General features: G+C 69.8%; 13 protein-coding genes and 1 tRNA gene. 13 read left to right on the top strand and 1 reads right to left on the bottom strand.

Features of this window, described 5'->3' with window-relative positions:
* Window positions 1-90 precede the first annotated feature (90 nt).
* Both AB0N03_RS40450 and AB0N03_RS40445 read left to right on the top strand, forming a co-directional pair.
* Window positions 91-630 carry a DUF2716 domain-containing protein gene (locus AB0N03_RS40450; protein ID WP_364383941.1) on the top strand — a complete coding sequence of 180 codons (540 nt, stop codon included), beginning with the start codon at window positions 91-93 and terminating at the stop codon, window positions 628-630.
* A gap of 33 nt (window positions 631-663) precedes the next feature.
* Entirely contained in the window at window positions 664-1065 is a 402-nt protein-coding gene (locus AB0N03_RS40445) for an immunity 7 family protein (RefSeq protein ID WP_364383938.1), read from the top strand.
* Between the two features lie 325 nt (window positions 1066-1390).
* Here AB0N03_RS40445 and AB0N03_RS40440 read toward each other — a convergent pair.
* Window positions 1391-1463: transfer RNA gene (locus AB0N03_RS40440), tRNA-Gly, on the bottom strand.
* Window positions 1464-1650: 187 nt separating this feature from the next.
* On the opposite strand from AB0N03_RS40440, the gene AB0N03_RS40435 reads away from it, so the two are divergent.
* The 11 genes from AB0N03_RS40435 (at window position 1651) to AB0N03_RS40385 (ending at window position 14157) form a co-directional block, all read left to right on the top strand.
* Complete coding sequence (locus AB0N03_RS40435; RefSeq protein WP_364383935.1) at window positions 1651-3195, top strand: sigma-70 family RNA polymerase sigma factor; 1545 nt, start codon at window positions 1651-1653, stop codon at window positions 3193-3195.
* A gap of 113 nt (window positions 3196-3308) precedes the next feature.
* Window positions 3309-3743: a DUF983 domain-containing protein gene (locus tag AB0N03_RS40430; RefSeq protein WP_364383932.1), complete on the top strand. Its 435-nt coding sequence runs from the start codon at window positions 3309-3311 to the stop codon at window positions 3741-3743.
* A gap of 39 nt (window positions 3744-3782) precedes the next feature.
* Window positions 3783-4643 carry a DNA-formamidopyrimidine glycosylase family protein gene (locus AB0N03_RS40425; RefSeq protein WP_364383929.1) on the top strand — a complete coding sequence of 287 codons (861 nt, stop codon included), beginning with the start codon at window positions 3783-3785 and terminating at the stop codon, window positions 4641-4643.
* A gap of 292 nt (window positions 4644-4935) precedes the next feature.
* Window positions 4936-6261: a histidine kinase gene (locus tag AB0N03_RS40420; protein ID WP_364383927.1), complete on the top strand. Its 1326-nt coding sequence runs from the start codon at window positions 4936-4938 to the stop codon at window positions 6259-6261.
* Window positions 6262-6280: 19 nt separating this feature from the next.
* Window positions 6281-7126 (top strand): S49 family peptidase, encoded by an 846-nt coding sequence (locus AB0N03_RS40415; protein ID WP_364383924.1) that lies wholly within the window; start codon window positions 6281-6283, stop codon window positions 7124-7126.
* 158 nt (window positions 7127-7284) lie between these two features.
* Window positions 7285-8679, top strand: a complete 1395-nt coding sequence (locus tag AB0N03_RS40410; RefSeq protein WP_364383921.1) for a glycoside hydrolase family 16 protein — start codon at window positions 7285-7287, stop codon at window positions 8677-8679.
* A 92-nt stretch (window positions 8680-8771) separates the two neighbouring features.
* Window positions 8772-9608 carry a LytTR family DNA-binding domain-containing protein gene (locus AB0N03_RS40405; protein ID WP_364383918.1) on the top strand — a complete coding sequence of 279 codons (837 nt, stop codon included), beginning with the start codon at window positions 8772-8774 and terminating at the stop codon, window positions 9606-9608.
* Between the two features lie 13 nt (window positions 9609-9621).
* On the top strand, window positions 9622-10155 hold the full coding sequence (locus AB0N03_RS40400) for a hypothetical protein (RefSeq protein ID WP_364383915.1): 534 nt from the start codon (window positions 9622-9624) through the stop codon (window positions 10153-10155).
* Window positions 10156-10185: 30 nt separating this feature from the next.
* On the top strand, window positions 10186-11976 hold the full coding sequence (locus AB0N03_RS40395) for a cation acetate symporter (RefSeq protein WP_364383912.1): 1791 nt from the start codon (window positions 10186-10188) through the stop codon (window positions 11974-11976).
* Between the two features lie 205 nt (window positions 11977-12181).
* Window positions 12182-12532 (top strand): DUF485 domain-containing protein, encoded by a 351-nt coding sequence (locus AB0N03_RS40390; protein ID WP_364383910.1) that lies wholly within the window; start codon window positions 12182-12184, stop codon window positions 12530-12532.
* On the top strand, window positions 12529-14157 hold the full coding sequence (locus AB0N03_RS40385) for a cation acetate symporter (protein WP_364383907.1): 1629 nt from the start codon (window positions 12529-12531) through the stop codon (window positions 14155-14157). Before AB0N03_RS40390 ends, AB0N03_RS40385 begins: the two co-directional genes overlap by 4 nt.
* The last annotated feature ends 8 nt before the right edge of the window (window positions 14158-14165 follow it).

The following is a 14165-nucleotide window of genomic DNA, read 5'->3' as shown; positions in this document are numbered from 1 at the left end:
CGGTCAGCGGATGAGGACTGGACAAACCGGAGGCCGAACACGAAGCTTTCGCGTGTTCTTTCGTGCCCGGCCGAGTCAGAGGTCGTAACAGTGAATGCTGCCTGGGAAGCCATCTCCCGCGTCGCCGACGAACCCGCCTGGTACTGGGTGTACGACAAGCTGGCGTTCTGGCCGAGCACCTACGCCCACGCCTGGCCGGGCTTCCGCGAGCCGGCGCCGTCGCGGACCTGGGACCTTTCGCCCGGTGACCTCGACCGCGCCTCGGCCGAGTTCCGTCTCGGCCCGTACGCCGTCGAGAAGCACCAGGTCTCGGCGATCGCGCTGGCCGCGTTCCGCGAGGTCTGCGGCCCCGACGACTGGATGTGGGCGCTGCACTGGCAACACCAGTCCTACCGCGTCCGCCCGCACCGGATGACCGACGGCGCGCGCTGGCCGGTGCCGGTGTTCCCGCGCGCCGACTACCACCTGTTCCTCGCGTCGGACTTCTCGTTCGGCACGCTCGGCCACCCGTGGGAGCGCACGCTCTGCGTGTTCGGCGAGAAGCTCGTGCCCGCGTTCGAGCGGCACGGCGAAGGGGTGCTGACGAACGTCCTGCGCCGAGACGGGAAGCCCTCCGCGCTGGCCCGCTGAGCTCGCGGTTGATCTCTTGCTACCGTTCTGCGGGTGTTCGAATATCACGGCTGGGTGACCATCCAGGCGACCGCGAGCGGCGACGACGACGCGGCGCTCCTGGAGCGCCTGGTCGACCGCGTGCATCGCGCAATCCGCGACGCGGGTGACTTCGACCTGGTCGACCTCCGCTGGAGCGCGGGCATGCCGATGCTCCACTTCGCGGGTTTCGACAAGCACGGCGGCCGCCTGGCCCCGGAGCTGCTGGAGCTGTTCACCCGGGCCGGCGAGCTGGCCCCGGGGTCGTACGGCCTCCTGCACCTCTGGGACGACCAGGACCCCGAGCACGACAACGAGTTCCGCGTGTACCGCATGGCCCGCGGCCAGGTGACCGAACGCGAAGACCCGCACCTGACCCCGGTGGCCCCGACGGTCCTGGACGTCTACGAGCTGTAGCTTCACCGGCCGAGCTGCGGCCACATCGCAATCGCGCCTGAGCAGTACTGCTCAAGACCCCCGCGGGGCCCGGCGAGTCGGTCCTGTCCGAGCATCACCCGAAGAGGTGGCATCGCGGGAACGCGGCCGGAACACCAGCGGAAACAGTTGCCGAACCGCCACGAATCCGGCCAGAAAGCAACCGGACTCCGTGATCGCAGTCATCGGGGCCGTTCACGCGCGAAGTCTGGCTGCCGCACCGTGGGGATCCGGGGGCTCGGCCCCCGGGCAAAACGGCGAGAGGGCCAGGTCGGCGCTTTCTGCCGACCTGGCCCTCTCGCACTCGAGCGGATGACGGGATTCGAACCCGCGACCCTCACCTTGGCAAGGTGATGCGCTACCAGCTGCGCTACATCCGCACTGCGTTGCTGTTGAAAGAACTCTATACCAACGTGAAACTGCTCCGATGAGCGGGTCCCCGCGTGCGCTGACCCGGTGCTTCGGTGTCACAGCTGGCGTACAAGGGGTGACGACGGCTGATTCCCTCCGTATGGTGTCCCCATTCGACCGAACGGGGAGACCTTCGGGGAGGAGGTGCCGGGCCGGATGACCGAGCTGGGCACTGCGCCGCCACCAGCGGCCTCGGAATCCGACGAGCAGGCATTGCTGCAACGACTTCGAAACGGTGAAGACGCCGCGTTCGGGGAGCTGTTCGAGCTGCACGCCGCCGCCGTCCGGAGACTGGCTCAGAGCCTGGCTTCCGACCGGTCCGAAGCCGAGGACATCACCGCGGAGACGTTCTTCCGCGTGCTCCAGGCCCTTCGTCGTGGCTCCGGCCCCCGGGACTACGTCCGCGCCTACCTCCTGACCGTCGCCCGCCGGGTCTCCTGGGAGTGGCACGGTGCCCGCCGGGACGTCCCCGTGTCGGACGACGAGCTGACCTTCCGCGCCGGGGCGGGCGCCGACACGCACGCCCGCACGGCCGAGCACACGCTGATCACCACGGCCTTCACCAGCCTGCCCGAGCGCTGGCGGACCGTCCTGTGGCAGACCGAGGTCGAGGGCGAGCAGCCCTCGATGGTCGCCACCCACTTCGGGCTGAGCGCGAACGCCACCGCGGCGCTGGCCCGGCGTGCCCGTCAGGGCCTGCGCGCGGCGTACTTACAGGCACACCTTTCGGTGAATCGCGGGCCGGATTCGTGCCGCGCGGTCGTCGAGAAACTCGGCGGGTTCACCGCGGGCAGCGTCACCGGCGCCGAAGCCGAGCGGATCAAGGCGCACCTGCACGGCTGCTCGTCGTGCCGCGCCACCCAGGACGAACTTCGCGACGTCTGCTCGTCGCTGCGCGCGCACGCCGGGGTGCTGGTGCTGCTGGTGCCGGCCGCGGGTGCCGCCGCGAGCGGCAGCGGCGTGCTGGCCGGGCTGGGTGCGACGGTCAAGGGCGTCCTGGTCGGGTCGAAGGTCAAGATCGGTCTCGCGCTGGCGTCGACCGCCGCGGTGGGCGCCGTCGGCGTCGCGGCCGGTCCCGTCCTGTTCGGGACGACGCCGGTGCAGGACGTCGGGCTGACCGGCGGCGCGCCGGAGCTCGTCGTGGTGCCGCCGACCGGGCCGCACCAGCAGCCGCCCCCGCAGCCGCAGCAGGACCCGCGGATCGGCATCGGCGTGCTCAACGGCCGCGGCACCGGGGTCGCCGTCCCGGTGCGGCAGCGCACCGGCGGCGGGCAGGTGGCGGCGAACGAGGTGCCGGCCCGGCCCGGGGGCGATGTCCCGGCCGGGAACGTCGGCACCGGGACGGGACGAGGCCCGAACGGCGACACCCCGCGCGACGACCTCTCGTCGTCGACCCTCAGCGCGCCCGACGACCCGGAGACGTCGCCGCGGCTGGACTCGACGAGCACGGACATGACGGAGTCGAGCGACAAGACCGTGCCGGAGAGCGCCGACGCTCCCGAGCTGTCGCCGTCCGGCCGCCCGGAGAGCACGACGACGGCGCCGGGCAAGCCGGAGCCGACCGGCGGCGACCCGTCGTCCACCGAGCCTTCGACGACGGTGACGCCGACGTCCGGCAAGCCGTGCCCGAGCAGCGCGTCCGGCGTCACTGGTTCGGGCGAACCGGCGGATTCGACGCCGACCGGCTCGACGGCTCCCTGAACTGCGGAGATCAACTTCACCGGGTGGGATGTCCGATTCCTCCCTCGCGCGGGTGAGCCCGGGCACGGTACCGTTGTGGTGCTCACCCTGCGGGCGCCCCGGGAGGCAACTGAATGAACCGGCTGGTACGCGGCGAAGACGGCCGCGACTGGGTGGTCCGTGCCCAGATGGAATGGCGCGCACCGGCGACGGCCGACGACTTCGAGCACGACGTCGCGGGAAGCTACGGTCCCGGCATCGCGATGATCGTGGTGACCGTGCTGCTGGCGGTGATCCTCGTGGTGTGGACGCCGACCGAGGTCAACATCCCGGCGTGGGTGCTGCTGGCGCTACTGCTCGTGGTGCTGTTCTTCCCGCTGCGGTGGATCCTGCGCCGTCCGTGGACGGTGGTCGCGGAAACCGACGGGGACCGCGATCGGCCGTCCGAGCGCTGGGTCGGCACCATCCGCGGCATGTTCACCGTGCAGGGCGAGGTCAAGAAGATCTCCAAGACGATCCAGCGCCACTCGCTGCCGGACTTCGACGGGCCACTGCACCCGGTCGAGTAGCCGGTACCGCATTTCTGCCGAAGGGGTGAAACTGGGGGCATGCCCGAACTGCCCGAGGTCGAAGCCCTGGCGCACCACCTGCGTGAGAACGCCGTCGGCCGGACGATCTTCCGCATCGATGTCGCATCGCTGAGCGTCTTGAAGACGGCGCTGCCGCCGTGGACCGACCTGCACGGCCGCGAGATCACCGGCGCGACCCGGCACGGCAAGCACCTCGACGTCGTCGCCGGTGACCTGCACCTGGTCGTCCACCTGGCCCGCGCGGGCTGGCTGCGCTGGTCCGACGGCCTGGCCGCGGCGCCGCTCAAGCCGGGCAAGGGCCCGATCTCGCTGCGCGTGCACCTCGAGTCCGCCACCGGGCCCGGCTTCGACCTCACCGAAGCGGGCACGAAGAAGGGCCTCGCGGTGTGGATCGTGAAGGACCCGCAGGAGATCGCGAGCGTGGCGCGCCTCGGCCCGGACGCCCTCTCGCTGGACGCCGTCCAGCTGCGCGAGCTGTTCGCCGGGAAGAACACCCGGCTGAAGTGGGCGCTCACCGACCAGTCGCTGATCGCCGGCATCGGCAACGCCTACTCCGACGAGATCATGCACCGCGCGAAGCTCTCCCCGTACGCGACGATCGGCAAGCTCGACGACGGCGCGCTGGAGACCCTGGCCGAGGCGATCGTCGAGATCGAGTCCGACGCGGTCGGGCGCTCGGTGGGCCAGAAGGCAGCGCGCTTGAAGGGCGAGAAGCGCTCAGGCCTGCGGGTCCACGCGCGCACCGGGCTGCCGTGCCCGGTCTGCGGCGACACCATCCGCGAGATCTCGTTCGCCGACAAGTCGTTCCAGTACTGCCCGACCTGCCAGACCGGCGGCAAGCCGCTCGCCGATCGCCGGATGTCACGGCTGCTCAAGTAGCCAGGTGACGTCTGTGGTCGCCACGTCACGCACCGGGATTCCCCCGTTCGGCCGCACGTGTTGCGCCGTCGCCGCACCCGGCCCCGGCGCCGAACCGACCGGCGGCGGGGAAACCGCCGCCTTCCTGGCGCTTTCCCCGGATCCGGTGGAACAGGACGGCCCTCCCGCGCGTTGCGCACGGTGACCGGTCGGCCGGTCGACCGACTCTTAGTAGGGTCACCCCAACCCTCGGTCATCACAGTTGGACAGAAAGTGGGATCAGGCCTTGCACCCGGTTGGTCGAGCGCAGAGCATGGACGCCGTGTCCGGGTTTCCGCTTGCGCAGATCGTCCCGTGGGGTCTCGCGGTCCTGCTCGGCATCGCGGTGATCGTGCTGCTCGTGAAACAGCGCAAGCCGGCCAGTGTGGTGGAGGACGCCATGCTGCAGGCCGTGCACCGGATGTCGAAGGCCGCGCCGAACCTCCGCTCCGGCCTGGACGAGGACGCCGCCGACAAGATCACCACCCAGCTGCTGCAGATGCTCGACTGCGTCGCCGTCGGCATCACCGACAGCGAGGGCACGCTGCTGTCCTGGGACGGCGAGGCGAACGAGCACTACGTCGACCTCGTCGAAGCGATCGGCGCGGCCATCCGCAAGCACCGCCGCGAGGTCGTCGCGCACGACCGGATGCCGTGCAACCACCGCGGCACCTGCCGGATGAAAACCGCGGTGATCGTGCCGCTGCTGGTCGAAGGCGAGACCGAGGCGGCGCTGATCGTCGTCGGCCGCACCCGCGGACGGCTGGTGCAGATGGCCGACGCCGTCGCCCAGTTCGTCTGCACGCAGTTCGAGCTGTCCCGGCTCGACGAGTCGAAGCAGCAGCTCCAGCAGGCCGAGATCAAGGCCCTGCGCGCGCAGATCTCGCCGCACTTCGTCTACAACGCGCTCAACACGATCTCCGCGCTGATCCGCACCGACCCCGAAGAGGCGCGAGAGCTGCTTCAGGACTTCGCCGACTTCACGCGCTACTCGTTCCGCACGTCGGGCATGTTCACCTCGCTCGCCGAGGAGCTGCGCAACATCGACCGCTACCTGACCATCGAGAACGCCCGCTTCGGCGGCCGGCTCGAGGTGCGGATGAAGATCGCGCCCGAGGTACTCAGCGTCGTCGTGCCGTTCCTGATCATCCAGCCGCTGGTGGAGAACGCCGTCAAGCACGGCCTGGCCAGCAAGCCCAGCGGCGGCTGCGTCACGGTGATCGCGCAGGACTACGGCACCGAAGCCCTGATCAGCGTCGAGGACGACGGCATCGGCATGGACCCGCGGCGCCTCAAGGACGTCAAGAACGCGCACAGCACCGGCGCGCACGTCGGGCTCGGCAACATCAGCCAGCGCATGCAGCAGGTCTTCGGCAGCGACTACGCGGTGATGGTCGAGACCGCGCCCGGCGCCGGCATGAAGGTGACGCTGCGGGTGCCCAAGTTCGTCCCGGGCGTCCGGCCGAACATGCCGGACTACAGCACCGAGAACGACGCGGGCGAGGCCGACGTCCCGGCGCAGGGCGGACCGGCCCAGCTCAACGGCGCCGAGGTGAACGGCGTCGACGGCACGCGCTCCGGCATCCTCCCCATGGGCTGAATCCCGCTAGCCTGGCGTTATGAGCGTTACGGACAAACTGGCTTCGCGGATCCCGGTGCTCGCCGACCGGGTGGAGCGCAAGGACGTCGTGGCCGTGGTGAAGCTGCACGGCGTGATCACGCCGTCGCCGTCGCCGCTGGCCAGGGGCGCGATCAACCTCGCCGCCGTCGAGACGGCCCTGACCAGGGCGTTCGGCCACGATCGGCTGAAGGCGGTCGCGCTGCTGATCAACTCGCCGGGCGGCGCGCCGACGCAGTCCGGGCTCGTCGCGGAGCGGATCCGGCAGCTGGCCGACAAGAAGGGCGTGCCGGTGCTCGCGTTCTGCGAGGACGTCGCCGCGTCCGGCGGCTACTGGCTGGCCTGCGCGGCCGACGAGATCTACGCGCACCGGACGTCGATGGTCGGCTCGATCGGGGTGATCAGCGGCGGCTTCGGGTTCACCGGGCTGCTGGAGCGCTTCGGCATCGAGCGGCGGCTGCACACGGCGGGCGCGAACAAGTCGCGGCTCGACCCGTTCTCGCCGGAGAAGCCCGAAGACGTCGAGTGGCTGAAGAAGATGCACGCCCAGCTCCACGAGCTGTTCGTGAGCTGGGTGAAGGAGCGCCGCGGCGCGCGGCTGAACGAAACCGAGGACCTGTTCACCGGCGACGTCTGGCTCGGCGCGAAGGCGCTGGAGCACGGCCTGATCGACGGTCTGGGCAGCCTCCGCCAGGTCATCACCGAGCGGTACCCGGACGCGGACATCTCGGTCGCCGAGCCGAAGCGGCCGCTGCTGGCCCGGCTCGGCGTCGGCGCTCCGGCCGCGGCGTCCGCGGTGCTCGACGCGGTGACGCAGAAGGCAGCCTGGTCCCGCTTCGGCCTGTGAGGCAGCTGTCCGGTTTGGGTACTTCCGGGCAGACTTTGTGACCTGGATCACTCTTCCTGGGTAGCGCCTCTGGAGTTCCCCGTGGGGCGTCGGGTTTCCTCGTGAACGGGGTTTGTTGCGATCGGCAACAAATCCGGACGACGAGGAGGTCGTACCCGATGCCCCACTCCCGAAGACTCGCCTTAGGTGCCGTGCTCGGCGCCGCGCTCATCGCGATCCCGCTGACCCTGCCCGCCGCCGCGTCCATCCCGCCGCCCGACTCGGGCTGGACGACGGTGTTCGCCGACGACTTCACCGGCGGCTCCGGCTCACTGCCGTCCGGCTCGAACTGGATCATCGACACCGGCCACGCCTACCCCGGTGGCCCCGGCAACTGGGGCACCGGCGAGATCCAGAACTACACGTCCAGCACGTCCAACCTCTCGCAGGACGGTGCCGGCAACCTCCGCATCACGCCGTTGCGCGACGGCTCGGGCAACTGGACGTCGGCGCGGATCGAAACCCAGCGCACCGACTTCAAGCCCCCGGCCGGCGGCGTCATGCGCATCGAAAGCCGGATCCAGATGCCGAACGTCACCGGCGCGGCCGCCCTCGGCTACTGGCCGGCGTTCTGGGCCCTCGGCGGCCCCTACCGCGGCAACTGGTGGAACTGGCCCGCCGTCGGCGAGTTCGACATCATGGAGAACGTCAACGGGATCAACTCCGTCTGGGGCGTCCTGCACTGCGGCGTCAACCCGGGCGGCCCGTGCAACGAGACCACCGGCATCGTCGCCAACCGGGCGTGCCCGGGCAGCAGCTGCCAGTCGGCCTTCCACACCTACCGCTTCGAATGGGACGCGAGCGTCAGCCCGCAGGTGTTCCGCTGGTTCGTCGACGGGCAGCAGTTCCACTCGGTCAGCCAGAACCAGGTCGACGCGACGACGTGGGCGAACATGACCACCCACCAGGGCTACTTCGTGCTGCTGAACGTGGCGATCGGCGGCGCGTTCCCGAACAACAACTCCGGCACCACGACGCCGGGGCCGGGGATCGTGCCGGGCCGCCCGATGGTCGTCGACTACGTGACGGTCACCACGCGCGGCTCCGGTGGCGGGACCACCACGACCCCGCCGACCACGACCACCACTCCGCCGTCCGGCGGTGGCAACGCGTACAGCACCATCCAGGCCGAGTCGTACACCCAGCAGAACGGCCTGGCGAAGCAGACGACCAGCGACACCGGCGGCGGCCAGAACATCGGCCCGGCCGGCAACGCCGACTGGGCGCTCTACCCGAACGTCGACTTCGGGAGCAGCGCGGCGACGAACTTCCAGGCGCGCGTGGCGTCGGGTGCCGCGGGCGGGGTCAGCGGGCTGGTCGAGGTCCGCCTGGACAGCCTGTCCAACGCCCCGATCGGCAGCTTCGCCGTCGGCAACACGGGCGGCTGGCAGAGCTGGCGGACCGTCCCGGCGAACGTCAGCTCGGTGACCGGCGTGCACAACGTGTACCTGACCTTCACCAGCGGTCAGCCCGCCGATTTCGTGAACCTCAACTGGTTCACGTTCGTGCATTGATAGCGAGGGACCCCGCTGGTGGCGGCGTCACCGGCGGGGTCCCGCCACTTCAGGCAGACGGGGGCTGGACATTGCACTCGGCAATGGGCAGGATGCGTTTCACTGTGAGTGCTCACGATGACACCCGGAAGCTCGTGGTCCTGGCTGTGGACGACGAGCCTCGAGGTCTGGACGAACTCGTCCACTGCCTGCGCAACAGCCCGCACGTCGCGAAGGTGTTCCCGGCGATCGACGCGTCGGAGGCGCTTCGGCTGCTGTCGACCGACGACCCGAGGCTACGCGACCGCAAGGAGCGTGGCCTGCCGATCGTCGACGCCGTCTTCGCCGACATCGACATGCCCGGGTTGTCCGGGATGGAGATGTCGCGCGTGTTCGCCGCGCTCCGGCCCTCGCCCGCGCTCGTGTTCGTCACGGGGCACGCGGAAGAGGCGGTCAACGCCTTCGACCTCGGCGCCCTGGACTACGTGCTGAAGCCGTACCAGCAGGACCGCCTGGACCGCGCGATCTCGCGCGTCATCGAGAAGCTGGCTTCGGCCGCGGCGCCGACGCCCGGCGCCCTGGGCGGCGAGCCGGGCGTGAAGAACGACGACGAGGTCATCCCGGTCGAGCTGGCCGGTACCACCAAGCTCATCCCGCGTTCCTCGGTCCGCTGGGTCGAGGCGCAGGGCGACTACGCGCGGTTGTTCACCACCGAAGGCAGCCACCTGGTCCGCATCCCGCTGGCCCAGCTCGAAGAACGCTGGGAGAAGGCCGGTTTCGTCCGGATCCACCGGTCGTTCCTGGTCGCGCTGCCGCTCATCACCGAGCTGCGCATGGGCCAGGGCGGCTACCAGGTCGTGATCGGCAACGAGGAGAAGGTGCTGCCGGTGAGCCGGCGGCACACCCGCGCGCTGAAGGACCGGCTGGTCGGTTCGGGCCGGAACGGCTGAGCCGGGCCCGGGCATGACCGACGACTTCTACGAGCGCCGCGCGAACGGCGTGCGAGAGCCCGATCCGACACTCGGCCGGCGCGTCCGTCAGCAACGGCCGTTGCCACAGCCGACGGACCAGGCCATCGTCGAGCCGCTCCCGCCGGCGCCGGAGAACGAGCCGGCGCCGAAGCCGGATCACCACGCCAGGCCCAAGCGCGAACGAGTGATCCTCAACGACCAGCGTCGCGGCGGCGGCACCCTGCGCGCCCGCGTCGAGCTGGAAGAGCAGACCAGCTGGGGAAAGCTGCTCGTGAAGGACCACCTGGTGAAGGTCCAGCTGCGGACGGCGTTGCTGCTGTCCGGCCTCGTCGTCGTCGTGTTCGGCTCGCTGCCGGTGCTGTTCTACCTGGTGCCGGGGTTCTCCCGGTTGAGCTTGGCCGGTATCCCGGTGGCCTGGCTGATCCTCGGTGTCCTCCCGTTCCCGTTCCTGTTCGGCATCGGCATCTGGTACAACCGGCTGGCCGAGCGCAACGAACGCGCGTTCGTGGACATGATCGAAAACTAGTTTCGCACTGACTCGTGCGAGGATTCCCCAGTGCAGCTGAACCCGTGGGCCTTGACCGGCATCGTGCTGGTCGCCGTGGTGACGTTCTTCCTCGGCCACCGCTCTTCGCGTTCGGCCACGAGCACGCACGACTTCCTGGTCGCCCGGCGGACCGTGCGGTCCCGCCGCAACGCCGCCGCGATCTCCGGTGAGTACCTCTCCGCGGCGTCGTTCCTCGGCATCGCGGGGATCGTGCTCAAGGACGGCGCCGACGCGCTGTGGTTCCCGATCGGCTTCACCGCGGGTTACCTCGCCCTGATGCTCTTCGTCGCGGCGCCGTTGCGGCGCTCCGGCGCGTACACGCTGCCCGACTTCGTCGAAATGCGGCTGGGCTCGAAGGGCCTTCGCCGGTTCTCGACGGCTTTCGTCGTGTTCATCGGGATCCTCTACATGGTCCCGCAGCTGCAGGGCGCCGGCCTGACGCTGGCGACGATCCTGCCGGTGCCGGTGTGGGCCGGCGCGGTCGCGGTGATGGTCGTGGTGGCGTTCAACGTGATCGCCGGCGGCATGCGCGCGATCACCGTTGTCCAGGCGTTCCAGTACTGGCTCAAGCTGTTCGCGATCTCGGTGCCCGCGTTCGTGCTGTGCATGGTCTTCTTCGCCGGCGGCGGCCCGGACGGCTTCCGCCCCCTCGGCGCGGCCGCGCCGCCGGTGTTCACCGGTGACACCACAGTGGACGTCCAAACCGACGTCACCCTCACCGTCCGGAGCGACACCTACCTCTGGGCCTACGGCCGCACCGACAACGGCCCGGCCGCCGGGCCGACGCACTGGACCCCGCTGGCCCCGCACACGGTTTCCGAAGGCACGACGCTGAAGTTCCTGGCCGGCACACCGGTGCCGGTGGTCAGCGACTCGGTCGCGGACAACGCGAACTGGCTGCACCCGGGGTCGGGCAGCCTCACCGACCTGCTCCAGACGTACTCGCTGATGTTCGCGACGTTCCTGGGCACGATGGGCCTGCCGCACGTGCTGGTCCGCTTCTACACCAACCCCGACGGCAAGGCCGCGCGCCGCACGACCGTGCACGTCCTGCTGCTGCTCGGCCTCTTCTACCTGTTCCCCACGCTGCTCGGCGCGCTGTCGCGGATGTACGTCCCGGAGCTGCTGGTCACCGGCAAGACGGACGCGGCGATCCTGCGGTTGCCCTCGGCGATGCTGCCGGGCATCGGCGGCCAGATCCTCGGCGCGGTCACCGCGGCCGGCGCGTTCGCCGCGTTCCTCTCCAGCACGTCCGGGCTGCTGGTCAGCGTCGCCGGCGTGGTGTCGACCGACCTGCTGCCCGGCCGGGTCCGCGACTTCCGCGTCGCGACCGGGCTGGTCGCGTTGTTCCCGATCGCGCTGGCGGTCGCGCTGCGGCCGGAGGACATCTCGCTGTCGATCGGGCTGACGTTCGCGCTCGCCGCGTCGACGTTCAGCCCGCTGCTGGTGCTGGGCATCTGGTGGCGCAAGCTGTCCTGGCCGGGTGCGCTGGCCGGGATGTTCGTCGGCGGCGGTCTCGTGCTGGCCGCGCTGATCGTCAACGTCGTGAGCGGCTACACCGGCGGCTGGGCGCCGTGGTTCGTCAACCAGCCGGCGCTGATCACCGTGCCGGTCGCCTTCGTGACGACGTACTTCGTCAGCCGCGCGACCGGGTACGGGCGCCCGGACCACGTGCACGACATCATGCTGCGGCTGCACGCGCCCGATCCGCTCGGTTTCATGCGGGACAGGGCGGTCGCGCGGTTCGGCCAGGCCGAGGAGAAGACGCGGATCGCCGGCCGGGGCCGGCACCGCAAGTGATGCGCTGACAGCGGGTCAGAAATTCTTTACCCAATCGTGTGAATGCCGGTCAGCTAACCGGACAACGTGCGCGAATCTCGCGGTGGGTTTCTACTCAAGGTCAAGCGCCCGATTGGGGGCTTACCAACTACGCCGTTCACTCTTTACGGTCCGTTGGCTTCAAACAGTACGGCCAGTACGAGAACGGGGAAGGTGGAGATCCGCTGTGAGCAGCACCGAACACGACGTCGGTGGCGCGGAGCCGCAGACCGACTGGGAGACCATCCAGGGGAGTCCCGAATTCACGGACCTGCGCCGCCGATTGCGGGTGTTCGTGTTCCCGATGACCGCGCTGTTCCTGCTTTGGTACCTGCTGTACGTGCTCCTCGCCGACTACGCGCACGGCTTCATGAGCACGAAGCTGGCCGGCAACATCAACGTCGGCCTGGTCTTCGGCCTCCTGCAGTTCGTCTCGACGTTCGTCATCACCGGGCTGTACGTCCGCTACGCCAACCGCAAGCTCGACCCGGTCTCCGACGAGATCCGCGCCCGGATCGAAGGGGAGCCCGGAAAATGAACCTCGCGGCGGGCGTGGAGGGCAGCAATTCCACCCTCAACATCATCATCTTCCTGGTCTTCGTCGCGATCACCCTGGTGATCGTGTTCCGGGCCAGCCGGAACACGAAGACGGCATCGGACTACTACGCCGCCGGCCGGGCGTTCACCGGGCCGCAGAACGGCATCGCGATTTCCGGCGACTACCTGTCGGCGGCGTCGTTCCTCGGCATCGCGGGTGCGATCGCCGTCAACGGCTACGACGGCTTCCTCTATTCGGTCGGCTTTCTCGTGGCGTGGCTCGTCGCGCTGCTGCTGGTCGCGGAACTGCTGCGCAACACCGGCAAGTTCACGATGGGTGACGTCCTCGCGTTCCGCATGAAGCAGACGCCGGTGCGCGCGGCGGCGGCGATTTCGACGTTGATCGTGTCGTTCTTCTACCTGCTCGCGCAGATGGCGGGCGCCGGTGGCCTGGTCAACCTGCTGCTCGGCATTTCGGGCGAGGCGGGGCAGGACATCGTGATCGCCGTCGTCGGCGTGATCATGATCCTCTACGTCCTGATCGGCGGCATGAAGGGCACCACCTGGGTGCAGATCATCAAGGCGGCGCTGCTGATCGTCGGCGCGTTCGCGATGACGCTGTGGGTGCTCGGCAAGTACGGCTTCAACCTGTCCAGCCTGTTCCAGGCCGCCGTCGACCGCGGCGGCAAGGGCGGCGCGGCGCTGCTCGACCCGGGCAAGCAGTACGGCAAGACGGGCACGACGAAGCTCGACTTCCTGTCCCTCGGCATCGCGCTGGTGCTCGGCACGGCGGGCCTGCCGCACGTGCTGATGCGCTTCTACACGGTCCCGACCGCGCGCGACGCGCGTCGCTCGGTGGTCTGGGCGATCGTGCTGATCGGCGTGTTCTACCTGTTCACGCTGGTGCTCGGCTACGGCGCGGGCGCGATCGTCGGGCCGGACAAGATCGCCAAGGCCCCGGGGACGACCAACGCGGCGGCCCCGCTGCTGGCGCTCGAACTCGGTGGCCCGGTGCTGCTCGGGTTCATCTCCGCGGTCGCCTTCGCGACGATCCTCGCGGTGGTCGCCGGCCTGACGATCACGGCGTCCGCGTCGTTCGCGCACGACGTCTACGCGAGCGTGATCAAGAAGGGCCAGATCTCCACCGGCGGCGAAGTCCGCGTCGCCCGGATCACGGCGCTGGTGATCGGCGCCCTGGCCATCGCGGGCGGCATCCTGGCGAAGAGCCAGAACGTCGCGTTCCTGGTGGCCCTGGCGTTCGCGGTGGCGGCGTCGGCGAACCTGCCGACGATCCTGTATTCGCTGTTCTGGAAGCGGTTCAACACCCAGGGCGCGCTGTGGTCGATCTACGGCGGCCTGCTCGTCACGATCGTGCTGATCGTGTTTTCGCCGGCGGTCTCGGGCAAGCCGGTGGACGCGAAGACGGGCAAGAGCGCGTCGATGATCCAGGGCGTCGACTTCCACTGGTTCCCGCTGGACAACCCGGGCCTGGTCTCGATCCCGGCGGCGTTCCTGCTCGGCTGGCTCGGCACGGTCCTGTCCAAGGAACGGAACCCGAAGAAGTACGCCGAGATGGAGGTGCGCGCGCTGACCGGCGCGGGTGCCGAGAAGGCCGTCACGCACTGAGTTCCGCG

It is taken from the genome of Amycolatopsis sp. NPDC051061, from assembly GCF_040682935.1.
Lineage (GTDB): Bacteria > Actinomycetota > Actinomycetes > Mycobacteriales > Pseudonocardiaceae > Amycolatopsis.
Note: the sequence above shows the minus strand (reverse complement) of the source record. Positions and strands in the feature narration are given on the sequence as shown.

What these genes read in the sequence shown, in the direction of transcription:
- AB0N03_RS40435 (WP_364383935.1), top strand. Translation starts at nt 1,651, where the DNA reads ATGACCGAGCTGGGCACTGCGCCGCCACCAGCGGCCTCGGAATCCGAC.
- AB0N03_RS40430 (WP_364383932.1), top strand. Translation starts at nt 3,309, where the DNA reads ATGAACCGGCTGGTACGCGGCGAAGACGGCCGCGACTGGGTGGTCCGT.
- AB0N03_RS40425 (WP_364383929.1), top strand. Translation starts at nt 3,783, where the DNA reads ATGCCCGAACTGCCCGAGGTCGAAGCCCTGGCGCACCACCTGCGTGAG.
- AB0N03_RS40420 (WP_364383927.1), top strand. Translation starts at nt 4,936, where the DNA reads ATGGACGCCGTGTCCGGGTTTCCGCTTGCGCAGATCGTCCCGTGGGGT.
- AB0N03_RS40415 (WP_364383924.1), top strand. Translation starts at nt 6,281, where the DNA reads ATGAGCGTTACGGACAAACTGGCTTCGCGGATCCCGGTGCTCGCCGAC.
- AB0N03_RS40410 (WP_364383921.1), top strand. Translation starts at nt 7,285, where the DNA reads ATGCCCCACTCCCGAAGACTCGCCTTAGGTGCCGTGCTCGGCGCCGCG.
- AB0N03_RS40405 (WP_364383918.1), top strand. Translation starts at nt 8,772, where the DNA reads ATGCGTTTCACTGTGAGTGCTCACGATGACACCCGGAAGCTCGTGGTC.
- AB0N03_RS40400 (WP_364383915.1), top strand. Translation starts at nt 9,622, where the DNA reads ATGACCGACGACTTCTACGAGCGCCGCGCGAACGGCGTGCGAGAGCCC.
- AB0N03_RS40385 (WP_364383907.1), top strand. Translation starts at nt 12,529, where the DNA reads ATGAACCTCGCGGCGGGCGTGGAGGGCAGCAATTCCACCCTCAACATC.